General features: G+C 72.4%; 19 protein-coding genes and 1 pseudogene. 6 read left to right on the top strand and 14 right to left on the bottom strand.

Going from position 1 to position 23,006, the window contains the following annotated elements; genetic code table 11:
• Positions 1-15 precede the first annotated feature (15 nt).
• Both IO24_RS0126770 and IO24_RS0126765 read right to left on the bottom strand, forming a co-directional pair.
• Positions 16-1,077, bottom strand: coding sequence for an enoyl-CoA hydratase/isomerase family protein (locus IO24_RS0126770; RefSeq protein WP_031139770.1), 1,062 nt, complete (start codon positions 1,075-1,077; stop codon positions 16-18).
• A 61-nt stretch (positions 1,078-1,138) separates the two neighbouring features.
• Positions 1,139-1,831, bottom strand: a complete 693-nt coding sequence (locus tag IO24_RS0126765; RefSeq protein ID WP_031139768.1) for a 2-phosphosulfolactate phosphatase — start codon at positions 1,829-1,831, stop codon at positions 1,139-1,141.
• A gap of 210 nt (positions 1,832-2,041) precedes the next feature.
• On the opposite strand from IO24_RS0126765, the gene IO24_RS0126755 reads away from it, so the two are divergent.
• The 3 genes from IO24_RS0126755 (at position 2,042) to IO24_RS0126745 (ending at position 5,144) form a co-directional block, all read left to right on the top strand.
• Positions 2,042-2,464, top strand: coding sequence for a DUF350 domain-containing protein (locus tag IO24_RS0126755; RefSeq protein WP_031139764.1), 423 nt, complete (start codon positions 2,042-2,044; stop codon positions 2,462-2,464).
• A 216-nt stretch (positions 2,465-2,680) separates the two neighbouring features.
• Positions 2,681-4,603, top strand: a complete 1,923-nt coding sequence (locus tag IO24_RS0126750) for a protein-arginine deiminase domain-containing protein (RefSeq protein WP_107063028.1) — start codon at positions 2,681-2,683, stop codon at positions 4,601-4,603.
• Positions 4,604-4,991: 388 nt separating this feature from the next.
• A complete protein-coding gene (locus tag IO24_RS0126745) occupies positions 4,992-5,144 on the top strand; it encodes a hypothetical protein (RefSeq protein ID WP_234335285.1) in 153 nt (50 codons plus the stop codon).
• 21 nt (positions 5,145-5,165) lie between these two features.
• On the opposite strand, the gene IO24_RS0126740 is transcribed toward IO24_RS0126745, so the two are convergent.
• A complete protein-coding gene (locus tag IO24_RS0126740; RefSeq protein ID WP_234335284.1) occupies positions 5,166-5,681 on the bottom strand; it encodes a hypothetical protein in 516 nt (171 codons plus the stop codon).
• 295 nt (positions 5,682-5,976) lie between these two features.
• Between IO24_RS0126740 and IO24_RS0126735 the strand changes: the two genes are divergently transcribed.
• Complete coding sequence (locus IO24_RS0126735) at positions 5,977-7,026, top strand: hypothetical protein (RefSeq protein ID WP_031139755.1); 1,050 nt, start codon at positions 5,977-5,979, stop codon at positions 7,024-7,026.
• Positions 7,027-7,028: 2 nt separating this feature from the next.
• Positions 7,029-8,138 (top strand): beta propeller repeat protein, encoded by a 1,110-nt coding sequence (locus tag IO24_RS0126730; RefSeq protein ID WP_031139753.1) that lies wholly within the window; start codon positions 7,029-7,031, stop codon positions 8,136-8,138.
• Between the two features lie 96 nt (positions 8,139-8,234).
• Here the strand turns inward: IO24_RS0126730 and IO24_RS0126725 are convergent, their stop codons facing one another.
• The 10 genes and pseudogenes from IO24_RS0126725 to IO24_RS0126680 all read right to left on the bottom strand — a co-directional run bounded on the left by IO24_RS0126725 (position 8,235) and on the right by IO24_RS0126680 (position 19,984).
• Positions 8,235-9,518 carry an ABC transporter substrate-binding protein gene (locus IO24_RS0126725; RefSeq protein WP_031139751.1) on the bottom strand — a complete coding sequence of 428 codons (1,284 nt, stop codon included), beginning with the start codon at positions 9,516-9,518 and terminating at the stop codon, positions 8,235-8,237.
• Positions 9,515-10,654, bottom strand: a complete 1,140-nt coding sequence (locus IO24_RS0126720) for a branched-chain amino acid ABC transporter permease (protein ID WP_031139749.1) — start codon at positions 10,652-10,654, stop codon at positions 9,515-9,517. The genes IO24_RS0126725 and IO24_RS0126720 overlap by 4 nt, the downstream gene beginning before the upstream one ends.
• Positions 10,647-11,543, bottom strand: a complete 897-nt coding sequence (locus tag IO24_RS0126715; protein ID WP_031139747.1) for a branched-chain amino acid ABC transporter permease — start codon at positions 11,541-11,543, stop codon at positions 10,647-10,649. The genes IO24_RS0126720 and IO24_RS0126715 overlap by 8 nt, the downstream gene beginning before the upstream one ends.
• Positions 11,540-12,340, bottom strand: a complete 801-nt coding sequence (locus IO24_RS0126710) for an ABC transporter ATP-binding protein (RefSeq protein ID WP_031139745.1) — start codon at positions 12,338-12,340, stop codon at positions 11,540-11,542. Before IO24_RS0126710 ends, IO24_RS0126715 begins: the two co-directional genes overlap by 4 nt.
• Entirely contained in the window at positions 12,337-13,158 is an 822-nt protein-coding gene (locus IO24_RS0126705; protein ID WP_037668482.1) for an ABC transporter ATP-binding protein, read from the bottom strand. Before IO24_RS0126705 ends, IO24_RS0126710 begins: the two co-directional genes overlap by 4 nt.
• 285 nt (positions 13,159-13,443) lie before the next feature.
• Positions 13,444-14,721, bottom strand: coding sequence for a PucR family transcriptional regulator (locus IO24_RS0126700; RefSeq protein ID WP_031139741.1), 1,278 nt, complete (start codon positions 14,719-14,721; stop codon positions 13,444-13,446).
• Between the two features lie 189 nt (positions 14,722-14,910).
• Positions 14,911-16,173 (bottom strand): annotated as a pseudogene (locus IO24_RS0126695) (LuxR C-terminal-related transcriptional regulator); the annotation flags it as partial.
• A 714-nt stretch (positions 16,174-16,887) separates the two neighbouring features.
• Positions 16,888-17,829 (bottom strand): bis(hydroxyethyl) terephthalate hydrolase, encoded by a 942-nt coding sequence (gene bdeA, locus IO24_RS0126690; RefSeq protein ID WP_031139737.1) that lies wholly within the window; start codon positions 17,827-17,829, stop codon positions 16,888-16,890.
• An 829-nt stretch (positions 17,830-18,658) separates the two neighbouring features.
• Positions 18,659-19,222, bottom strand: coding sequence for a snapalysin family zinc-dependent metalloprotease (locus IO24_RS0126685; RefSeq protein WP_031139735.1), 564 nt, complete (start codon positions 19,220-19,222; stop codon positions 18,659-18,661).
• A 108-nt stretch (positions 19,223-19,330) separates the two neighbouring features.
• Entirely contained in the window at positions 19,331-19,984 is a 654-nt protein-coding gene (locus IO24_RS0126680) for a LysE family translocator (RefSeq protein WP_031139732.1), read from the bottom strand.
• A gap of 250 nt (positions 19,985-20,234) precedes the next feature.
• Between IO24_RS0126680 and IO24_RS0126675 the strand changes: the two genes are divergently transcribed.
• Complete coding sequence (locus IO24_RS0126675; protein WP_031139730.1) at positions 20,235-21,620, top strand: hypothetical protein; 1,386 nt, start codon at positions 20,235-20,237, stop codon at positions 21,618-21,620.
• Positions 21,621-21,662: 42 nt separating this feature from the next.
• Here the strand turns inward: IO24_RS0126675 and IO24_RS0126670 are convergent, their stop codons facing one another.
• The gene (locus tag IO24_RS0126670; RefSeq protein WP_031139728.1) at positions 21,663-23,006 is read right to left on the bottom strand and encodes a M1 family metallopeptidase; all 1,344 of its coding nucleotides are present in this window, start codon (positions 23,004-23,006) and stop codon (positions 21,663-21,665) included.

Raw genomic sequence — 23,006 nt, 5'->3', positions numbered from 1 at the left:
AGGCGGGCTCAGCATCTACAGCACTGGCGGCAGACCGAGTTCGCGCTCGCCGAGCGGGGTGAAGAAGCGCTCGACATCGGCGTCGGTGACCTCGGTCAGGGTCTTCGGCGACCAGCGCGGCCGGCGGTCCTTGTCGACGACCTGGGCGCGGATTCCCTCCACCAGGTCGGGGGTGTCCAGGGCGGCGCAGGAGACGCGGTACTCCTGGTTCAGAACCAGCTCCAGCGGGCCGAGCTCCCGGGCGCGGCGCAACGAGGCGAGGGTGACCTTGAGGGCGGTCGGCGACTTGGCGAGCAGCGTCTCCGCGGCCTCCTTGGCGGCGGGGTCGCCGTGCGCGAGCAGCCGACGCACGATCTCCTCGACGGTGTCGGCGGCGTAGCAGGCGTCGATCCAGTCACGCTGGGCAGCCAGAACACCTGACTGGGGCGGCCGCACATGGCCGGCCAGGGCCTCCGCTACGGGCAGTTCGGCCAGGGCGTCGAGGAGATGCCTTAGCGCGTCCGCCGGCACGTAGTGGTCGGCGAGCCCGCACAGCAGCGCGTCAGCGGCGCCGATCTGAGCTCCGGTCAGGGCCAGGTGGGTGCCCAACTCCCCGGGCGCCAGGGCGAGCAGGTAGGTGCCGCCCACATCCGGTACGAAGCCGATGCCGGTCTCCGGCATGGCGACCCGGGACCGCTCGGTGACGACGCGGACGCTGCCGTGCGCGGAGACACCGACACCGCCGCCCATCACGATGCCGTCCATCACGGCCACGTACGGCTTGGGGTAGCGGGCGATGCGGGCGTTGAGGCGGTACTCGTCGCGCCAGAACGCCGCGGAAGCCGTGCCGTCACCGTCGCGGGCGTCGTCGTGGATGGCACGGATGTCACCGCCGGCGCACAGGCCTCGCTCGCCCGCACCGGTGATGACGACGGTCTCCACGGCAGGGTCGCGCTCCCACTCGATGAGGGCCTCGTCGATGCGGCGGACCATGGTGTGTGTGAGCGCGTTGAGGGCCCGAGGCCGGTTGAGCGTGATGCGGGCGACGCGCCCGCTGATGTGGAAGAGGACGGGTTCGGGTTCCTCGGCTCCGCTCATCGGAAGGCCTCCCCCAGGCCGTGGGCCACGATGACGCGCATGTCTCTTCGACTCCTTCGTTTTACTCGCCGGTCAGGGAGGGCACGGCACACGGACGGAGGACCATGAGCGAGTCTTCCAGGTCCGCCGCCATGGCAAAGGGGAACCGGTCGAGTTCGAGGCAGAGTGCGACGTCATCGGGATGGACTCCTTGGCGCACCCCTTGGGCCAACTCGGCGGCGGCACGCGACTCGCCGGCGCGGCGGAGGAACTCGGCGGCATCCGTTTCGGCCTCGGTGGCCCGCCGGGCGATGTACTGAGCGCACGCCAGGTCTTCATCGGCCTGCCCGTCCTCGCCGGTGACGACGAAGGTGACGCTGTCACCCGCGCGGGTCCGCAGGAGCCGAGCCGTCGCCTCCGCCACCACGAAGCCGGCGCACAGCACCAGCGACGCCTCCTTCACCGCGAGGGCGCCGACCGTCCCTGCCGTGGTCTTCTGCACGACGGTCCGTCCGCCGAGGTCGATGGACCGCAGCAGGCCTGGGGAGTTGACGGTGTCGAACCCGGGCGCGGGCGGACCGTCCTTGAGCGCCACCCAATCCGGGTGGCGAGCCTTGAGCGCCAGGGCTTCGTCCAGTGACTCGGCAAGAACGATCTTTTCCGCCCCTTGGGCGAAGGCCCAGGCAGCCACCGTGAAAGCACGCATGACGTCGACCACGACCGCCACGGACGGGGCTTCGGCCAGCTCGGCGATGCCGAGGAAACGAGCGTCCATCCGGCCATGATCGCGCATGCCCGACCTGAAGCACCTGGACAGTGGCTCGCATCACACCGTCGGCCTCGCCACGCAGCAGCTCGGGATGTCTGGCGGCGCTCATGACGTGGAGGGCCGGGCGCCGTTCAGCGGGCGGCGCGTGTGCGCTACATTTTGCCTCTCTTTGACCGCGATCACTCATGATCTCTACGCTTCGGAGTTGGCACCCCCATGAGCGACATCGTCAACGGACTCGGGAGGGCCACTGCTTACGGCGGCCTGGGACTCGTTCTGTTGGTCCTCGGCATCGTCCTGGTCGACGTGCTGACGCCCGGAAAGCTCGGCCGACAGATCTGGGAGGAGCGCAATCGCAACGCCGCCACGGTCCTCAGCTCCGCACTGCTCGGTATCGGTGGCATCGTGTTCACGTCCATATGGACGACGTACGAGGACTTCGGCAAGGGCCTGGTCTCGACCGCGGCGTTCGGGCTGCTCGGACTGGTGATGATGGCGGTGGCGTTCCTGGTGGTGGACCTGGTCACACCGGGGCGCCTGGGTGCGACGCTGGTCGAGGAGGAGCCCCATCCCGCGGTCTGGGTGACGGCCTCCTGCAACCTCGCTGTGTCAGCCGTCATCTCGGCGTCCATCGCCTGAACCGCTGCGCGACCTCTCCCGCCACCGGCTGGATCCACCGGGCAGGGAACAAGCAGTTCGACTGCTCCCTTCGACGTAACTCTTGACGCACAGTGAACGCACAGCCACTGTTTCTCCTCTTGTACGGCGGAGCCCCACAACTGAGAGGAACGTGCTGTGCGTTCACCTAGACGTATACGTTCGCGCCTGTACCCGGCCGGGTCGGCGGTCCTTGCCATGGCTGCCGCGGGATCCGTGCTGGTCGGGCCGGTCGGCTCCGCCTTCGCCGCCGAGTCGGGAGGGCGCGCCGATCTGCGCGCGGATGTGAACCGCGACGGGCGTGTCGATGTCACCGGCGGCAGCGACAACAACGGTGAGGACGGCTGGTCCGTCGAGCGTGGGGCCGTGTATCTGCCCAACATCGATGACGACACCAAGCGGTGCCCGGTGACCGGGCCCGGTGGCGAGCCGCTGTCCGATGCCACGTTAGCCGCGTGCAACGACGGTTCCGACACGAAGGTCAACGGCGCCGAGGACGCCGCCGACCTCGCCCGGGTCCGTTCCGTGCCACAGCCGGGTCTCCCCGCGGACGCCACGGGCAGTCTGAAGATCGCCGCAGGAGGCAAGCACGCGCACCTCTTCCTCAAGCGTGCCGGGAAGTGGATCCTGGTGACGTCCGGGACCCGGCTGACGGCCGCCGAGTTGCGTTCCGGTGTGGAGTTCGGCGTCGAGGCCACCGATGTCGTCCGGGACACCGCGAAGTGGGACGGCCGTGCGGTGGTCCGCCTGACGGTGACGTCCGGACAGAAGGTCACCTCCGACGCCGTGACCCTGCGCGTCGCACCGTTGCTGACCCAGCATCACGTGCAGAACACCCAGCAGGTGATGGTGTCCAAGGTGCAGGGCGATGGCCCGGACAGCCGCCTGCAGCGGGAGTTCGTCACCGCCCTCGAGAAGGAGGTCAGGAAGGCCGGGGTCACCACGCCACTGGTCACCTTCGAGATGTACGCCGACCGCTGGGCCCAGGACTTCGTCGAACCGGCCTATGTCAGCATGACCGGGCCGGGCGGTGAGCGGCAGGTGATGCGTGTGATGCTGCGTTCCGCCCAGCCGGACCGGGATGCGGGACGGGAGCTGTTCGAGAGGGTGCGCGGCCGGGACATCGGTGTCGTGCAGGTGACCGACCCGGCGGAGCCCGACGACTGGTCTCTCAACTCGATGGGGAACCTGGAGACCATCCCGCCCCACGCGCACGGCGGGCGCTCCTTCCCCGCCGGGCGGATCATCATGGGCGAGTTCAAGGACAGCGGGGCGCGTCCGTCGAAGGTGATGCGGACCATGCTCAAGTCGCAGGGGTTGCAGGATCCGCTGCTGCTGGACACCTCATGGCTGAGCGTGGGACACGTCGACGAGTTCGTGCAGTTCCTGCCCGCCGACACCCCGCGCGGCTGGCGCATCGGCGTCGCCGACCCGCAGGCGGGGCTGCGACTGCTGCGTGACGCCAAGCGCGACGGCCACGGCAAGACGAAGATGTTCTCCGTCCCGGGCCGCAGTGACACCCCGGCTCCCAAGGAGACCATCGACCAGGCGCTCGCCTCCCGTCATCTGGTGGCCGACAACGAGATGGCGGCACGGCGCATCGCGGCCAACCTGGAGATCCTGAAGCGCGAGACGGGAGTCACCGACGAGGAGATCGTGCGGGTGCCCGCGCTGTACACCCGTAACTCTGAGGCGTTCACGGCCGAAGGCCGGGAAATCCCCGTGCCGCGTCTGACACGCATGGGTGCCGGCTCCGACCTCGTGGACGGTCTCGGGGACCACGGCCAGCAGAAGTGGCTCGCCGAGCACCCGGCTCCGCGTGCGGCCGCTCCGGCGACGGTGCCGACCAGCGCGTACGTTCCCGGTGCGGTCAACGGCGTGCTCCTGGGGCGCGACCGCTACCTCGCCCCCCGCCAGTGGGGGCCCGTCGTCGGTGGCAAGGACATCTTCACGGCAGCCGTCACCGCCGCCTACGAGCGGGTCGGCCTGAAGGTGTCGTACATCGACGACTGGTACACGTACCACCTCGGGATGGGTGAAGTGCACTGCGGCACCAACACCCTGCGCGACGTGAGCGCCGCGTGGTGGCAACGCCCGGGCGTGAACCGCAACGGGATGTAGACGGCGCGAGGTTCAGGCCCACGGCATCAAGCGGCGGAGTTTCGCCGGGACGGGCTTCGGGGACGGTCCCGGTCCACCTGGCCTGCGGTGGACCGGGGCGCCCTCGCCGCCGGACCGTGTTCGTGCGCAACGGCACCCCAGGGCGCCTCACCAGGACACGCGACAAGGGTGGACTCGGCCACTCCGGTCGCCGTCGCCGACACCTTGTGGGGCCCCTGACGACCGGTGGGGCGATGTTCGGGATTGCGCGCCTGTGCGCCCCCGGCAGCACCCTCCCCGGGCACCGGGCGTCTGGCGCACGGTCGAACGCATGGGGGAAGGGCGTGCAGGCTTGGAGTGTGCGGGTCGCGGTGATGGGGACCGCTGCCCCGAGGGCGCCGTACTGACCGTGGACGCGGGAATCCCGGTGTACCGGTGCGACGACTGCCGGCACCACTACGAGTTGGACGCGACGGAACCGGGGCGCCGGACGGTGGAGGACGACGGGCCGACCCGGCCGCTGGGAGATCCGGGCGAGGCCGGCCACGGCAGCGCCGCGTAGCGCAGTCGGGGCCGCTCCGTATCAGTGCCCGGCCGCCGTCTTCACCAGGGCGACCGCCACACCGATCGCCGCGTCCGCGAAACCCGCCACCAGCGCCGTCAGGGCACCGCCTCCCATGCGCAGCCCGCCCAGACAGCCCCACAGGAAGAGGGAGACGACGCCCACTCCCGCCGCCGCCAGCAAGGCGGTGTTCAGGGACAGGACGTCCAGCGCGGCCAGAGCGATCAGCACGGCCGGGCCCACGGCGCAGGACAGCAGCGGGCTGCTGACGTACAACATGCGCCGCAGCTCGCGGCCGGTGGCGAGATGGCGGTGGACCGTGCGGTGCGCCTGCTGGTCGGCGACGAACGCCGCGAGCCACAGACCCAGTGCGGTCGTCAGGACCGTGGCGACGGCGCCGAGGGAACCCACGTCGCCGAGAGACAGACCGACCACCACGGCGATCATCGTGATGGTCGCGTAGATCCGCTCCTTGAGACGGTCCGCCAGTACACCGGCCTGCGCGCCGGGCGGCACATCCGCTCGCCGGTCGTCCACCACCTGATGCCCCTCACCTGTCCCAGGACGCGAGTCCCCGCGTCCCTGCCCGGTCGTCACGGCATCCGCATACGCGCATGCCGGTCACCACATCAGCATGCCTCCCGCCGTCTCCCGCAGCCGGTAACCGCGGGCGCATGGCCGGAGCCGTTTCGACCACCGGCGCCGCGCCGACGACGCCTCGCCTCCTCCGTGGCAGGGCGGGGCGGCAGACACCGGATTGGCCGTGTGACGTCTGTTCACGAGTGGGTCAGTGGCCATACATTGAGCGACCTTCGCGTTCTGGGGAGGTCTCGTGAACGGGCTTCGCGCGGTCATCATCTGCCTCGTGATCGCGTGTGCCGCGGTGGTGTCGCCGGCCGTGGCCGTGACGCCGGACTGGTCGGCGCTGCCGGTGCCGGCGGCGGCCCCGCCGGTGACCGTCTCCGATGTCGCCGCCCGCGGGCCGCGCGAGGCGTGGGCGACCGGGTACGAGCACGCTGCCGACGGGCCGCGGCCGATGCTGTACCGGTGGAACGGCTCGTCCTGGAGCCGGGACACCGGCTTCCCCGGAGCCGGTGAGCCGGGTTGGCTGGGCAAGGCGCAGTTCGTCGGCGAGGAGGTGTGGGTCTTCCGCAACCGCGTGGGGGACGGGGAGATTTTGCGCCGCTCGGCGGGAGGGTGGAATGCCGTGCCGCTGCCGCAGACCCTGTGGATTTACCAGGACTTCGCCGCCGTCCCGGGTGCCGCGTGGGTGGTGGGTGAGGACGACACCGGGCTCAAGGTGCTGCACTACGACGGTTCCCGCTGGACCGCACAGTCCACCCCGGACGGCGTCCGGTACCTCATGGGGATCACCGCACGCACGGCCACCGACGCCTGGGCCTGGGCGGACACCGACTCCGGCACCATCCTTCTGCGCTGGAACGGCACGGTGTGGCGGGACGCGAAAGTCCCACTGCCGCCGGACAGCAACGTGCACACGATCCTGCTGGAACCGTCCGGCCGGGTCACCGTCGGCGGCAGCCGGTACACCGACGGCATGGCCCGCACCTACCTGACGACCTTCGACGGGCACACCTGGCGCACCACCCACCCCCCGCTGGGCAACACCTACACCGAGGCCATGGTGCGCGGTCCGGACGGCGCGCTGTGGCTGCCGGTGCGCAGCGACCGCGCGTTCCAGTCGAAGTACGCGCGAGTGGACGGCGTCCGCACGACCTTCTCCTACGGCCCGGAGCGCCCGAACGCGATCGACGTCACACCACGTGCACTGGCGAGGGCCGGGTTCTCGCTGCTGTCCTTCGGGACCGTCGAGATCTACGGCTCGAAACCCAACCTGATGAGCGAGCGGCTGGGAGGCTGACCATGGCACACAGACTTCTCGTCGCGATCCTCGCCGTCGCCATGACCGTCCTGGCCGGCATGAGCTCGGCCGCGGCGCAAACGCAGTCCTGGCAACACGTTCCCCTCCCGGCACAGGTACGTCCCCAGGCCGGGCTGAACGAGGCGGTGGCGTTCGGGCCGGAGAGGGCCTGGGCGGTGGGCGCCGACGCCGTCGGTCGTGAGGCGCCGGGCTTCCCGCTGCTGCTGCGCTGGGACGGAGCCGCGTGGCAGCGCCAGAGTCTGCCCGGGACCGGCTGGCAGGGAGAGCTGTTGTCCGTCGCCGGGACGTCACCGACCGCCGTCTGGGCGGTCGGCCGCGACTCGGCGGGCAGCGCCCACCTGCTCCGCTACGACGGCAGCGCCTGGTCGGAGAGCCGGCCGCCGCGCGGTGTGCTGCTGACCGAAGTCGTCAGCGGCGGCGGTGAGACCTGGCTGATCGGTTCGCGGGACGGCGCGCAGGTGTTGCTGCGCCGGGACGGGAGCGGCTGGCAGGACGTACCGGCGCCGCCGGGAGCCGTGTACGGCCTGCACATCCTGGCCGCCGACGACGTCTGGGCGGCGGGCGAAACCGCGTCGGGCGCGGCCGTGTCGCACTGGGACGGGCAGGCGTGGCAGCAGACCATCGTGAACGGGTTCCCGCGGTCGGCCGTCGGCAGTGTGCTGGCGGTCTCGCCGACGGAGGTGTGGGCGGGTGGCTCGGCCGGGTTCGTCGGCGGACCGGTGGGCCGGCCGATCCCACCCCTGCTGGTCCGCTTCGACGGGCAGACGTGGAACCGGGTGAGCGTGCCCGCCGACTTCGGCGGGATCACGTCTCTGGTGCCCGCCCCGTCCGGCGAGTTGGGATGGGTCTCGGTGGCCAACTCGCAGAAGTGGGGCCCGCCGGGCAGCTCTCCACCGTTCGTCCCCGGGCCGGATTTCCTCGCCTGGAACGGACAGTCGTTCGCCGAGTACAGCGAACCGGCGGTGACCGGGGAGGGAGACTCCCGGACGCTGCGGCTTGCGCCGGTGCCGGGCACGGCGTCGGTGTGGTCGGTCGGCCGCGCCACCGGGCCCGAGAACACCTTCGCCCCTCGCATCCTGCGGTTCGGCTGAGCCGGGCGGCTCAGCCGTGAAACGCTGCCGCTCCTCAGGGCCGGGCCCGCGCCGCGGGGTCGGCGATCACGGACCGGTCCTGGGCGGATCCCGGTGTCACCGAGTGCGGGAAACGAGGTACTGCTTGACGCCTGGCGCGGTGTGGGCGTCTTCCACGTTCACCGCGGCTCCCACGGCCTTGGCGTCCGGCTTGTGCACGTAGGTCGACGTGCTCGCGGGCTGCGCCTTGTCGGAGAAGTTCTGCGCGGTGCCGAGGCCGACATCGACGCCGGACTGGGAGCGGTGTGCCTTGACCACGTCCTCGCGGGCCAGGCTGCCGTTCTCGCAGGCCTTCTCCAGGTCGCGGCCCATCAGGCGGGCGGCGTTGTAGCCGGAGAGGACGCCTGAGTCGACGAGGGAGTCCGGGTACTTCTTCTTGTAGGAGGCGACCATCTTGCGCACTCCGGCCAGGTCGGAGCTGACCGCGGGCGCGGCGCTGACCACGTTCAGCATGGCCGCCAGGGCGGGGGCGGCCGGTGTCTTCATCAGCTGCGGGGCGTAGCCGGGGGCGCTGCTGACGACGGGCACCTTCAGGCCCCGGGAGGCCGCGACCCCGACCAGTGAGGCCGTCTGGGCCGGTCCGGCGCTGATCAGGATCGCCTTGACGCCCTCCTTGCGCAGGGCCGAGACCTGCGCGGACAGGTCGGTGTCCGTCGCCTTGATCTTCTGGCCGGCGATTTTCAGGCCGGCCTTCTTGGCGGCCCATTGTGAGCCCTCGAGCGCGTTCGCGCCGTAGTCGCCCTCGAAGTAGACGTGACCTATCGTGTCGCCCTTCGCGAGTTTCTTGCTGCGGGTGAGGAAGTCGACCGCGGCGATCATGTCGATGTCGTAGGTGGTACCCAGGACTTGGACCGAGTCCCGGTCGAGCAGGGAGGCGGCCCAGGCCTGCGGGAAGGTGAGCACCTTGTCCCGCTCGATGTCGTCGAGCAGCGCGGCCATCACGGGCGAACCTATGACCTGGGGCAGCGCCACGACGTCCGCGGAGAGGTCGGCGTAGGCGGTGACGGCCTTCTGGACGTCGTAGCCGTGGTCCTTGACGACGATCTCGATGCGCCGGTCGCAGATGCCGCCGCGGGCGTTGACCTCGTCCGCCCACATCTGCTGGGCCTGCACGATGCTCTTGCCGAGGGTCGCGTAGGGGCCGGTGAGATCCGTCAAGGCACCGAGTCTGATGGTCTTGTCGGTGACGCCGGGCCCGGCCTTGATGCCGTCGGCGCCGTCGTCGGTGCTCCCGGAGGAGCCGGCCTTGGAACTGCATCCGGTGCCCGCGAGCAGCACGGCCGCCAGGGCGGTGGCCAGAAGCGTCTTGGTGCGCGGTGCGGTGGGGTGCGTGGGCTTCACGGGGTGGGCTCCTTGGCTGGTACGGCCGGCGTGGGCGGGAGGGACGGGGAGGTGGTGTTCGTGGGTGGTGGGGAGGCGCGGCGGCTTCGCAGGCGGGCGCGCAGGCGGCGGACCAGGCCGTGCAGGCCGTCGGGGGCGAAGAGGAGGATGAGGACGATCGCGGCACCGTAGAGGTAGCGGGCGGCCTCGGTGGGGCCGACCGTGCCGTCCGTGGTGCCCGGGGCGGCCACCAGGGGGAGCTGGTCGGCGTAACGGGTCATCAGCAGGGGCAGCGCGGTGACGAAGACGGCGCCTGCGGTGGCTCCGGCGACCGATCCCAGCCCGCCGATGACGATCATGGCGAGGTAGTCGACCGACAGCACGAGGCCGAAGTAGTCGGGTACCACGCGGCGGAAGGAGAGGGCGAGCATCACCCCGGCGAGGCCCGCGTACATCGATGAGACGACGAAGGCCGCGGAGCGGTGACGGGAGACGTCCACGCCCATGACGGCGGCCGCGGTTTCGCTGTCCCGCAGGGCCGCCAGGGCGCGTCCGGGGCGGCCGCGGAGCAGTCCGCGGGCGGTGAACCAGGTGACCGCGAGCAGGGCGAGTCCCAGGTACCAGAGCCGTTCCTCGGCGCCGAAGGGCACGCCCAGCAGGGTCAGTTCGGAATCCGCGGAGAAGGAGAAGCCGCCCAGTTCCAGCGGCGGCACCGAACGGCCGTTGAATCCGCCCGTGACCGAGTCGGCGGTCAGCAGGACATGGTGCCCGAGGAAGACCAGGGCCAGGGTGGCGACGCCCAGGTAGATGCCGCGCACCCGGCCGGCGACAGGGCTGAAGAGCCCGCCGGCCGCTCCGGCGAGCAGGACCGCGAGCACGGCGGCCACCGCGGTGGGCAGGCCCGGGCCCGGCTCACCGGCCAGCCAGACGTAGCCGTAGGCGCCCACGGCCAGGAAGAACGCATGACCGAGGGAGAGTTGGCCGGCCGTCCCGGACAGCAGGCCCAGGCCCACCGCTCCGACGGCCGCCGCCATCGAGAACAGTCCGATGCGCAGCCAGAACGCGTCGAGGTAGAAGGGCAGCGCGCACAGGACGGTGACGGTCGCGACGGTCCAGGCCAGACGGATCGCGCGGGCGCGGGAGAGTCGCTCAGACACGGACCGCCGCCTTTCCGCCGAACAGCCCGGTCGGCCGCACCAGCAGAACCAGCACCATCACCGCGTAGGGAGCGACGTCGCCGAAGCCCTCGCCCAGGATGTGCAGGTCGGACTGGTAGCCCGCGACGAGCGCCTCGGTCATGCCGATCAGCAGACTGCCCGCGAGGGCGCCGGGCGGCGAGGCCATGCCGCCGAGGATCGCCGCCGGGAACGCCTTCAGGGCGATCTGCCCGGTGGTGCGCTCCAGGCCGGGCGCGGGGAACGCGGCGAGGAAGACCGCCGCCAGGGCGGCCAGCGCTCCCGCCAGGCACCAGGCCAGCATGCGGATGCGCACCAGTCGTACGCCCATCAGGGAGGCCGCCTCGACGTCCTCGGCCGCGGCACGCAGCGACAGGCCCCAGGAGGTGTACCGGAAGAGAGCGAAGACGCCGGCTATGACCACGGTGGAGACCACGATCGCGGCGATACGGCTGTCCGCGACGGTCACCGGCCCCAGCCCGCTGACCGCGTCGCCCCAGGGGTCGCCGAGGGAGAGCAGGTCACCGCCGATGCGCCGCGACAGGTCGGTGAGGATGAGGATGTCGACGCCGATGGTGACGATGGTCTGCACATGGGCGGTGTGCGGGTCCGGCCCGCCGGCCTGGAGCAGGAAGCGGTCCATGGCTCCGGCCACGGCCGCCGTCACCAGGACGGACACCGCGAGGGCCCCGGCGAAGCCGAGGTCGTCGTGGAGGACGGCGGTGAGGTAGCCGCCGAGCAGGAGCAGGGAGCCGTGGGCGAAGTTCATGACGCCGGAGGCCTTGAAGATGATGACGAAGCCGAGGGCGACCAGGGCGTAGACCGCGCCGAGGGCGAGGCCGTTGAAGACGTTGTCCAGGAGGGTGGTCATGCCGCGTCCTCCTGTTCGGCGCCGGTGCCGAGGTAGGCGCGCAGCACCTCCGGGTCGCGGCGGACCTCGTCCGGGGTGCCGTGGGCGATGGCACGGCCGAAGTCGAGGACGGTGACCTCGTCGGCGAGCCGCATCACCAGGCTCATGTCGTGCTCCACCAGCACGACGGACAGGCCGAGTTCGGCGCGTACGGTGTGCACGACCTCGACCGTGCGTGCGCGTTCGGCCGCGTTCATCCCGGCGACCGGCTCGTCCAGCAGCAGGACGCTGGGCTCCAGGCAGAGCGCGCGGGCGAACTCCACCCGCTTGCGGTCGCCGTAAGAGAGCAGGGCGACAGGGCGGTCGAAGTGGTGTGCGAGGCCGGTGAGTTCGGCGATCTCGCGGGCCCGGCCGAGGTGTTCGCGTTGTTCGCGCCGTGCGTGCGGCAGGCGCAGCGCGCTGGCGGCGAACCCGGTCCTGGACAGGGCGTGGCGGCCGAGCATCAGGTTGTCGGCGACCGTGCCCTGCGTGGTGACGATGTTCTGGAAGGTGCGGGCCACGCCGAGGGCGGCGATGCGGTGCGGGGCCAGCCGGGTCAGGTCGGCGTCCCCGAGCCGTACGGTGCCCGCGGCCGGGCGGCACAGACCCGACAGCACGTTGAAGCAGGTGGACTTGCCCGCTCCGTTGGGTCCGATGAGGGCGTGGACGGAGCCCGGGGCGACGGTGAAGGACACCGCGTCCAGGGCGGTGAGCCCGGCGAACCGGACGGTCACGTCCGTCACGGTCAGTGCGGGCGGTGCGGTGGTGCGGACGGTCACGCGGCTCCCTGCCCCTCGGTGGTTCCGGTTCTCTGCGCGGTCTCGGTCCCTTCTTCGGTGGTCTCACCCAGGTACAGCCGCTTCACGGCGTCCGTGCGGGCGAGTTCGCCGGCGGGGCCGGAGAGCCGGACCTCGCCGACCTCCAGGACGTGGGCGGTGTCGGCAAGGGACAGCGCCATGCCCGCGTTCTGTTCGACGAGCAGGACGGCGGTGCCCTGGGCGTTGATCTCGCGGACGACCTCGGCGATCCGGTGGACCATCTGCGGGGCGAGGCCCAGGGAGGGCTCGTCGAGCAGGAGCAGGCGGGGCGCGGCCATGAGGGCCCGGCCGATGGCGAGCATCTGCTGCTCGCCACCGGAGAGCAGCCCCGCAGCCTGCCGGGTGCGTTCGGCGAGGCGCGGGAAAAGCGTGAAGACCCGCTCCCGGGCCTCGGCGACCTGGTCCGGGCGGCGCCGCCCGAGGCCGAGGCCGCCGGAGCGCAGGTTCTCGTCGACGGTGAGCCCGGCGAACACCCGGCGCCCCTCGGGGACCTGGACGACTCCGGCGCGCACCGCGGTGACCGGGTCGCGCCCGTCGAGTTCCGTCGCGCCGTAGCGGATGCGGCCGGCCGTGACCGCGCCGCGGTGCAGGCGCAGCGTGCCCGACACCGCCCGCAGCAACGTCGTCTTGCCCGCGCCGTTGGCGCCGAGCAGCGCGACGACCGTGCCGTGCGGGACGGTCAGGGACACGGAGCGAAGGGCGGACAGGGCGCGGCCGTAGGTCACGTCGAGGCCCTCGACATGCAGGGCGGGCTCATCGTCCGGTGGTGCTTCGGGCATCACGGCTCCTCGGGTCCGTGCCGTCGGGCACGGGTGTTTCGGGTGGAAGGGCAGCTCACGACAGCACGGGCGCGGGCGGAAGGTACAGGTGTTCGGGCCGGGTGGCTGCGTGGTCCCAACGCGGGTCGCCGGGGATTGTGCGGCTGCCCAGGGGCGGGGGACGCGCGGCGCGGGAGGGTGCCGGGCGGGGTGCGCACTGCCGCGGGACGTCGGCGGGTCGGTGGCGGCGGTGGGCCGGGGCAGCGAGACGCAGGGGAGGCGCGCCGGCAGCGGTGGAAGGTCCGGTCAGCGGCGCAGCAGTCGGCGCGCCGTCAGTGCGAGGCTGATCTCCACCACGTCGTGCGGGCGTGCCAGGGAGCGGCCGATGAGCTGTTCGCAGCGGCGCAGCCGGTTCAGGACGGTGTTGCGGTGGCAGTACAGCCGTTCACCGGCGCGCTGGGCGGAGCCCTCGCAGGCGAACCAAGCGACCAGGGTGTCCAGCAGTACGTCCCGGTCGGCCGGTTCCAGGCGCAGCAGGGGGCCGAGCACCCGCTCGGTGAGGGTCGCGCCGAGCTCCGGGCGGGAGGCGACCAGCGCCTCGGGCAGGTGCTCGGTGAGCCGGACCGTGCCCCCCTCGGGCGGGCAGATGCTGAGGGCCAGGTCGGCCAGGCGCCGGGCGTCACCGACGGCGGCGAGTCCCGTGACGGCGCTGCCCACGCCGATCCGGCATCCGGCCGGGCCGTCGCCGGTCAGGGCGGGCGTCGCCGTGGGGTCGTGGTCGTCCTCATCGCTCTCCCGGCCCCCCGCGTCGCCGATCAGGACGATGCCGTAGTTCACGTCCACTCCTGAGTGCCAGTACGCGCGTTCGGCGAGCGGGGGGTCCTGCGGCCTGCCGCCGGCGACCGCGACGACGACGTACCGGCCGTGCTCCGGCAGGCACAGTCTCTCGGCGGTCTCGGGCAGGTCCGCGATCCGGCTCGTGCCGTCCAGGAGGGCCGCCGCCAGCAGGCGCACCCTGTTCTCGCGCCGCCAGGCAAGCTGCCGCTCGGCCTGCCGGTAGGCGTCCGCCACGAGGGTGCAGTGCTCGTCGACGAAGTTCCACACGTCGGTGGCCACGTGCACGAGGAGCCGGATGTCCTCGGGTTCCGAGCGGGTGGTCTCCTCGACCAGCCGCTGCCACACCAGCGACCCGCCCAGCCGGAACGCGTGCAGCAGGGCGTCCAGCGGCAGCCCCTGCTCGGCCCGGGTGACGCCGATCCGCCAGGTGCAGCGGTGGGCCGCCTCACGGGTGCCGCGCGGGTCGAGCAGCGAGGTCACGCTGTGCCGCAACGAGCGGTACACCTCCTGCCACGTGGCGGCGTCGTCGTTCTCCAGCGCGATCCGGTATGCCGGTTCCTGCTCGCGCAGGACCGCCAGCAGCCGGTCGGTCAGGTCCGGCAGGTCGTCGAGCAGGACGCGGGCGGCCCGGTGCAGGACGCGCAGCGCGTCGGCGTCGATCAGCGACCGGATCCGTCGCGACCGCGGCTGCGGAACAGGTGTGGGCCCGCTGCGGAACGTCGTACGTGCGCGTGCGGCAGGATGCATGGCGGTCCTCCCCCGACTTCGGCCTTCCGGCGGCCCCGGCGCCGTCCGGGCGTAGCGGCGTCCGGCGGGTGCGCCGGCCGTACGGCCGTCGTCACCCGCGTGGTGCTGCTTGGAAGAATGGCATACCGTCCGGTCGGTCCCCAGAGTCGTGCGGCGTCTTCTCCGCGGGACGCTGAGATTTCCGGGGGCTCAGCGGTGCTCTTGGCCGACCATGCGGGCCAGTTCGACGCGGGAGCGCACGCCGAGAGCGGCGAAGACGTTGCGCAGGTGGTAGTCGACCGTGCGGGTGCTGACGGCCAGCCGCTGGGCCACCTCCCTGTTGGTGGCGCCTTCGGCCACGTGGCGGGCGATACGCAGTTGCTGCGGCGTCAGCCGTGAGAGCCCCGCGGTCGGCTCCTTCCCGGACGCGGCTCCGTTGGCGCGCAGCTCGCCGCGCGCCTGGTCGGCCCAGGCCCCCGCGCCGCAGCGCTCGAAGGCGACCAGGGCGGCTCCGAGCCGGCTACGGGCCTCCCGCAGACGGCGGCGCCGCCGCAGCCACCGGCCGTACAGGAGCTCGGTGCGGGCACGCTCGAAGTCGCCGCCCGACCCGTCGTGCAGGGCGAGCGCCCGCAGGTAGAGGCCGTCGGCTTCGAGGTCGTCCACGGCGAGCAGGGCACGGCAGCGCGCGAGCTGGGCCGGCGCGTGCGGATCGGCGCCGAAGGCCGCCCACCGGGCGAGGTCCTCGACGACCCCCCGGGCGTTCTCCGGCTGCCCGGCGAGCACCGCGGCCTCGACGAAGCAGGGCACGGCGAGCATCCAGACGGCGAAGTGACCACGCCGGGGGCCGGGTCCGACGAGCGGACCGAGCCGGTCGGCGGCGTCCAGGGGGCGGCCGCGGGCCAGATCGGCGCGGGCGGTGGCCCACTCGGCCAGGGTCGCGGCCTGGGCCAGGCCGTGGCGACGGGCGGTGACCAGGGCGGCCGAAGCGTACCCGGCGACCGCGGCGGTGTCCCCCTCGATCGAAGCGGCCAGGGCGAGCATCGCACGATGGCTCGCGGCGGTGTTGCGGTGGCCGGCCGTCAGCGCCGCGCACACGCCCTCCTCCGCGTGGGCGCGCGCTTGCGCATGGCGGCCGGCGCGCAGTTCGCCGTAGGCCAGGTACTCCAGGGCGCGCGCTTCGGACGCGACGCACTCCGCGTTGCGGGCGGCCGCGAGGGCACGGGCCCCGGCGGTGCGGGCCGCGTGGACGTCCCCGAGCAGCAAGGCCGCCGCCGCGGCGCGCAGGAGCCGCTCCGGCCGGTCGTCACGGCGCGCCTGGTCCAGTACGCGCCGCAGCGGCCCGGCGGCGTGCTCCGGCCGCCGGGCCAGCAGGGCCCGCATGCCGTCGCGGTAGTCCCGGAAGAACGGGTCGCGTGCCCACCCCGCCCCCCGGGCGGGGACGGAGGGCTCCGGCTGCCCGTCCTCCGTAGGGGGAACGGTGAGTTCTGCGGGGTCGGACGACGGCGGGCCGTCGGCGTCTCGCACCGCCGCGGGGGCCTGGCCCCCGCCGGTTGCAGGGGCGCCGGATTCGTCGGCCGCCGGGGCGCCACCCTCCTCGGCCAGGACCTCGGCTGTGGTGACGCCCGGTGCGGCGTACTCGCCTGCCCGCCCTGAGATGTCCGTGCCGTCGAGGACGGTCAGACAGACCATGACGTCGCCCGACGCCCAGGCGGCGTCCGCCGCGCAGAGGCGTGCGGTCGCGGCCAGGTCCGGGGCACCGGCGGCCAGCAGGGAGGCGGCCAGCAGCAGGGTCTCGCGCGCGTCGTCCACCGGACCGTCGAAGAACTGCCGTCTGCCGCGCGCGAGTTCGGCGTGGCCGCGGTACCCGGCGGACGACCGGGCGGCGCCCCGGCCGTTCCGGCTCCCTGCGCGGGGGGCCGTCCGCACCCTGTTTCTGTCTCCCGTCACCCCTCGGAGGTTACTTGCGCGTAAGGAAGACCGGAAGCCTGACGTCCGCGTATCCCTGAGGGCAAAACCGCGGCTCGACCTGCGGATTGACCGAGTACGGCCGGTGGGCGGACTGTGCCGGGGCCCAGCGGCCGGCCGTGTCGCGTGTGCCCCGGCACGCCACCGGCGGCGGACGCGTCGCACGCGTCCGCCGCCGGTCCCCCCTCGCTGCCGCCGCTGTGCAGCCGGGGGCTCGGGACGTCAGGAACCGTGCGGGCAGTTGCCCCGGTACTCCTCGATGGTCAGGCTCGGCCGGGGCAGCGGGCACAGGAACTGCTCGTAGCGGGTGTCATTGTCGATGAACCGCTTGAGCCAGGAAACGCTGTACTTCGCGATCGTCGTGTTCGACGAGTTGGGTGTGAAGTGCGTCGCCGAGTTCAGCTCCAGGTAGCCCCGGTCAAGCGAGGAGGACAGGCTTGAGTAGAAGGGCTCGGCGTGGGAGGCGACCGGGGCGATGGTGTCTCCGTCGGCTCCGAAGATCAGGGTCGGCGTGGTGACCTCGGGCCAGGTCTTGTCGAGGTTCCACGGGGTCAGCGGGATCGCCGCCTGCAGGGACGGACGCGACTTGGCGGCCTCCAGGCTGCCGCCGCCGCCCATCGAGTGACCCATGACGCCGAGACGAGAGGCGTCGACCCGGCCGCGCACCGAGCTGCGCTGGGTGAGGTGGTCCAGGGCGGCCAGCAGCTGACGGCCGCGGGAGTCGGGCTGGTCGAGCGTGGTGAGGGTGTCGATGGTGAACACCACGAAGCCCTGCGAGGCCAGGCGCGGTCCGAGCCAGGCGATGGACGACTCGTAGGCGGTGTAGCCGGGTGAGATGGCCACCGCGCCGAAGGTGCCGTCGCTGGTGCTCGTCGGGTAGTAGATGGTGCCGCCGCCGAATCCGGAGACGGACAGGGAGGAGACGGACGTCTGCGACACGGCGTACGGGCCGCGCAACGCCTCGATGCTGGAGGTGGTGGGGGCCGGGCCGCGCTCGTAGGGGTTGTCCGCGGCGTGGGCCCCCGGGCTCGTCAGGGGCCCCAGGCCGACGGCCAGGGCGAGTGCCGCGGCGGCGCCGGCCAGTCGTCCGGCCCGGCGCCCGGTTCGGCGTCCGCGGGTGTCGCGGGTGCGGATGGGTGAGTCGGTGTGGGGGTGGAGTTGCACGACGAGTCGTCCTCTCTGTCGTGGCGGGTGGCCGGGCGCGGGCGCGCGGGACCTGGGGTGTCTGCCGCGTGCCTGCCGTGGGCACCGCCGTCGGGCTGGCCGTGCCACTGTCGGGGACCGGCCACCGCGCGGGGACCGGCAATGTCACCGGTCTTGCGCGGCCGCCCCCTGAGGTGCGCCCTTCGCTGCGGGCCTCCTGGCGGGCTCACGTGCGGAATCACCCGGAGCCGAAGCCGGAGCCGGAGCCGGCACCGATGAGCACAACACCCGTGGTCCGCCCGACTCATGGTGGACGCGGGGCTGGTGGAGGACCGGCGCGGTTTGGCTTGGACGGCAGGACCACGTAGCTGCCCGGCCGGGCGAAGGGGGCAAGGGTGGCGCCTTGCACGTCACCCTGGCGAGATCGGTCGGGACTCCGGCCACCGACGGCCCGACGGCGGCCCTGCGCTCACTCGCGGACCACCCCTGCGTCATGGAACCCGAGGGCACCAGGCGGCCGCGTCCCGGCGCCCGGCCGACCTCGCGCTGCGGGGCGCTGCCGTCCCGCAGCACCTCACGCCCGGTCGTGAGGAACGGGCGAGGCGGCCGAGGCTGTGACGATGCCGCACGTCCCTGGACGCGTTGCTGAGGTGCGGCTGCCGCCGGAGGTGCCGGTGACGCGTTCCCCGGCGTGTGTCACGCCGGTCAGGGCCGGCCCGGCATGAAGAGGGGCCGGCTCCCCTGCCGTCCGGCGAAGTGGCAGGGGAGTCGTCGCGACTGCTCGCCGCCACCGATCGAAGGCGGGCGAGTCAGCGAGGGAGCGGGGCCTTCACCCGTGGCACCGCACGCGTCAGTCCACGATCACCCCGGTACGCACCGCCGGGGCCCGCCCGGCGAGTGCGCTGCCGAAGTTCCCCTCGACCTCCGCCTTCTCCGCCGCGTTCGGATACGGGTTCGTGCACGAAGTACCCGCGGTGGAACCCGACATCAGGCTCGAGCAGGGACCGGGCTTGCGGTCCGGCAGACCCAGGATGTGCCCGAGTTCGTGCGAGGAGATGCGGATCGTGTCGTAGCCCTGGCCGACGGCCTGGCGCCCGATGTACACGGTGCCGTTGCCCAGGGTGGTGGGCAGGGCGCGCGGCCAGCCGTTGTCCGCGAGAACCCGTATGTTCGCTCGTTGTCCTGCTGCGGCCGGGCGCAGCTCGACGGTGTCGACACTCTCGTTCCAGATCGCCGCGCCCCGGTCGACGGCGCTCCTGAACTCCGCGGAGCCGCCGGCGTCGTAGGTCAGGACACGGGCGGCCAGAGGGGCATCCGCCGTCCGGGGGGCGGCGGCAGCGGCCTGGCCACCCGTCAGGGACACGGACATCAGACAGGCAGCGGCGAGGCCGCCGGTCAGCATACGGACGTGCATGATCGACCTCCTTGTGGGGAAAGGGCAGTCGTGCTCATGACATTTCTTAGCCCATTGCCCGGCAAGGTCACCGCTGAATCCGTCAAACGGTCAAGCAGGGTCGAGAGCTCAGGCGGCGGTCGCGACCGTGACGCCGATGGCGATGAACAACCAGCCGGTGGTCAGTTCCCAGCGGTGGCGGACCTTCGGCCGGGCGAGCAGGGCTCGCAGCCGGGCGGCGACGACAACGAGGGCGAACCAATAGGCGACGCCGATGACGACGTCCAGCATGCCCAGGAAGAAGATCTGCCGTGCCGGAGATCCGTCGCCGTCGACGAACTGCGGCAGGATGCTGAGGAAGAACAACGCGGCCTTGGGGTTGAGCAGGTTGGTCAGGAACCCCTGAGTGAAGCCGGACCGGAAGCGTCCCTGGGCGGGCCTGCCCTCCTGCGGGGCGGCGTGGGACGCTACCTCGTTCGCGCTGCGCCTCTCCCGGGCGGCCCGGCGTGCGGCCAGTACGGCCCGCACACCGAGATACACGAGGTAGGCCGCCCCCATCAGTTTGATCCCGTCGTACACCATGGGTGAGCGGGTGGCGATCACCGAGAGGCCGGCCGCGGCGGCCAGCATGTGCACGCACAGCCCGGTCTGGGCGCCCAGTGCCGCGGCTCTGCCTTTCGAGGGATCCTCGGCCGCCGATCTGACCACCACGAGGAAGTCGGGGCCCGGCACCAAGTACGCCACCAGCACAACGCCGAGGAAGCCCACCAGGTCGACTGTCATCCGCCCTCCACTCCTGCGCCCTGCGAAACCGTCTGCGGCCAGGGCCCGTTGGCGCCTCCGCGCGCCGGAACCGGACCGGCGGCACCGTCGAGTACCCCCGTGCGGGCAGCCCGGACAGCCCGGCTGTGGGAACGAGGACCGGATCAGCCCCGGACGGAAGTGATCAACTGCGTTGACCTCGTGTTCACGGCACGAGCACAATCTGCGGGCCCGCGTCATTCGCCGGCGAACAGGGGGAGCCATGTGCGACATGTGTCCTGACCGCGAGACGATCGCCGCCATCGCGCGCAATCCGGCGGCACCGGTCGAGGTACTGACCCGGCTGCTGCACAAGGAAGCCATCGCCGCCTGGGACGCGCTGGCTTGGCGCGCTCTGCCGGACGAGGTGGTCGACGCGATCGTCGCGCACCCCGACCACAGGTTGCGGTCGGCGTTCGCGGCCAACCCCTCGGTGACGCCGGAACAACGCGCCCGGCTCGTCGACGATCCCGACACACGGGTGCGCGAAGCTCTGGCCTACGGACCCGACTGGTTCCGCATCCCCGTGGAGCCCCTCCCCCTGTCCGCCCAGAAGCGCCTGCTCGCCGACCAGGAGGCGCGGGTCCGCCGGAGCGCGGCCACCTGCCGGTACACGGCTGCGGACCTGGTCGCCCGGCTCGCCGACCACCAGGACGCGCAGCTCCGGCAGGCAGCCTGCCGCCAGTGGCCCCAGCTCTCCGAACACACCCGGAACCGTCTCCTCCACGATGCCGACGAGAACGTGCGCAGGGCAGCCATGATGCAGGCCTGCCGCGACGACGCCGGCTACACCGACCTCCTGCTCGACGCGGGCCTCGGCCCCTTCGACCGGCAGGAGGTGATCCGCTACGGCGCCATGAGCACGGCGACCGCCGAGCGGCTCGCGGCAAGCGGCGAAGAGGCGGACCGGCGCGAACTGGCGGCCAACCTCGACGTGGCCATCGACATCGTCCGTCCGCTGGCCGAAGACGACGCGCACAGCGTCCGGCTGGCCGTATCGGTACGGCCCGAGCTGACGGAGACCGAACGTGCCGCCGTCGACATCACCATCAGCCCGGCCGACCGACTGTCTCCCGTCGAGTGGGTGCTCCGCTGCACCGATCCCGACGTGCTGCGCCGATGCGCCCGGTCCGCCCACATCCTGCTGCGCCGCAGCGCCGCCTGCAGTGCGCACCTGCCCGCCGACGCCGTCGAACTGCTCTCCGCGGACGACGACTACCCCGTACGGCTCCTCCTGTGCGAGAACCAGCCGGCCGTCGACGGTGAGGTCGTGCTCCAGACCTACCTGGACTGCAAGGTCATCACCAAAGGCGGCCTGCTCGGCCACCCTAACTTCCCGCGTGCGGGCACCGGCCGGCGCTTCGCCGATGACCCGGACCCGGAGAAGAGATGGCTGGTGGGACTCGACACGCGAGCACCGGCCGCCGTGGTGGTCCGGCTGCTCACCGATCCCGAGAGACGCGTGCGTGCCATGGCCGCCGCGCACCCCGCCCTGCCGGTCGACCTCGTCCTGGAGAGCTGCGAGGACCCGGAACTGTCCACCCGGGCCCTGGGCAACCCCCGCCTCCCGACAGAGGTCATGCACCAGTACCTGGACGCCGCGGGCATCCCCCGCTGACGCCGTCGGGAGCGCCGTGATGAGAGCCGCGAGGAGCGGGTCCTAGCTCGCCGCCGGACTCCCGGCCCCGGGCAGCGGCGGCAGCGTCGTCCCGTGGATCCACGCCTGCAGCAGTTCGTCCACCGGCTCGGTCGAGAAACGCGCCACGTGCGAGGTGAAGGCCGCGGTCGTGACCGTACCGCCCCGGTGCAGTTGCCCCCAGCCGCGCAGCATGCGGAAGAAGGCGATGTCGCCCAGTGCGCGGCGCACCGCGTGCAGCACGAGTCCGCCGCGTTCGTAGAGCCGGTCGTCGAACATCGACTTGCGCCCCGGGTCCGACAAGCGCAGATCCTGCGGCAGCGACGACAGCAACCGGTGTGCGGCGGCCGCGAATTGCTCCGCCGTACGCCCGCCCGAGCGCTCCGACCACAGCCACTCCGCATACTTCGCGAACCCCTCGTTCAGCCAGATGTGCCGCCAGTCGGCGATGGACACACTGTTGCCGAACCACTGGTGCGCCAGCTCGTGCGCCACCAGCCGCTCCGAACCCCGCGCCCCGTCCACATGGTTGGCGCCGAACAGCGACAGCCCCTGTGCCTCGACGGGCACGTCGAGCTCCTCCTCGGTCACCACGACCGCGTACTCGTCGAACGGGTAGGGCCCGAACAGCTCCTGGAACACGTCCATCATCTGCGGCTGACGCGCGAAGTCCCGCGAGAAGTCGCCCAGCAGCTGCGCCGGGATGTGCCCGTGCTGCGGGACCCCGCCCGGGCCCGGGTCGCCCAGCAGCACCGTCTGGTACTTGCCGATCGCGAGGCCGACCAGATAGCTGGAGGTCGGCGCCGACTGCTCGTACACCCAGGTGGTGGTGCTCGCCTTCGTCGTCCGGGTCAGCAGACGTCCGCCGGCCACCACCGCGTACGCCGACGGCGTGGTGATCGAGAGCTGGTACGACGCCTTGTCGGCGGGCCGGTCGTTGCACGGGTACCACGACGGCGCCCCGACCGGCTGGCTGGCCACGAGCGCCCCGTCCTCCAGCTCCTCCCAGCCGAGCCCGCCCCAGGGGCTGTTCACCGGCTCGGGGTTGCCCGACCAGTGGACCTCGACCGTGAAGGGCGCCCCGGCGCGCACCGGCTTGGCCGGGCGGAGGCGCAGTCTGCCGCCGCGGTGGGTGTAGTGCGGCTGCCGTCCGTCGACCCGCACCCGGCCGATCTTGTAGTCGGCCAGGTTCAGCACGAACTCGGTGAGCGGCGCCCGCCCCGCTATGGCGTTGATGCGGGCCGTCCCGGACAGCCGGTTCGGGCCCGGGCGGTAGTCCAGCGCGAGCTCGTACCGGTGCACCCGGTAGCGGGGGTCGCCGTGCTCCGGAAAGTACGGGTCCGCGCCCGCCGTCTGCTGGACTGCCAC

The organism is Streptomyces flavovariabilis (assembly GCF_000725785.1).
Classification (GTDB): domain Bacteria; phylum Actinomycetota; class Actinomycetes; order Streptomycetales; family Streptomycetaceae; genus Streptomyces; species Streptomyces hawaiiensis.
This window is presented reverse-complemented; position numbering and strand designations above follow the sequence as displayed.

What these genes read in the sequence shown, in the direction of transcription:
- IO24_RS0126700 (WP_031139741.1), bottom strand. Translation starts at nt 14,721, where the DNA reads ATGCATCCTGCCGCACGCGCACGTACGACGTTCCGCAGCGGGCCCACA.
- IO24_RS0126685 (WP_031139735.1), bottom strand. Translation starts at nt 19,222, where the DNA reads ATGCACGTCCGTATGCTGACCGGCGGCCTCGCCGCTGCCTGTCTGATG.
- IO24_RS0126770 (WP_031139770.1), bottom strand. Translation starts at nt 1,077, where the DNA reads ATGAGCGGAGCCGAGGAACCCGAACCCGTCCTCTTCCACATCAGCGGG.
- IO24_RS0126715 (WP_031139747.1), bottom strand. Translation starts at nt 11,543, where the DNA reads ATGACCACCCTCCTGGACAACGTCTTCAACGGCCTCGCCCTCGGCGCG.
- IO24_RS0126750 (WP_107063028.1), top strand. Translation starts at nt 2,681, where the DNA reads ATGGCTGCCGCGGGATCCGTGCTGGTCGGGCCGGTCGGCTCCGCCTTC.
- IO24_RS0126730 (WP_031139753.1), top strand. Translation starts at nt 7,029, where the DNA reads ATGGCACACAGACTTCTCGTCGCGATCCTCGCCGTCGCCATGACCGTC.
- IO24_RS0126680 (WP_031139732.1), bottom strand. Translation starts at nt 19,984, where the DNA reads ATGACAGTCGACCTGGTGGGCTTCCTCGGCGTTGTGCTGGTGGCGTAC.
- IO24_RS0126755 (WP_031139764.1), top strand. Translation starts at nt 2,042, where the DNA reads ATGAGCGACATCGTCAACGGACTCGGGAGGGCCACTGCTTACGGCGGC.
- IO24_RS0126705 (WP_037668482.1), bottom strand. Translation starts at nt 13,158, where the DNA reads ATGCCCGAAGCACCACCGGACGATGAGCCCGCCCTGCATGTCGAGGGC.
- IO24_RS0126765 (WP_031139768.1), bottom strand. Translation starts at nt 1,831, where the DNA reads ATGGACGCTCGTTTCCTCGGCATCGCCGAGCTGGCCGAAGCCCCGTCC.
- IO24_RS0126675 (WP_031139730.1), top strand. Translation starts at nt 20,235, where the DNA reads ATGTGTCCTGACCGCGAGACGATCGCCGCCATCGCGCGCAATCCGGCG.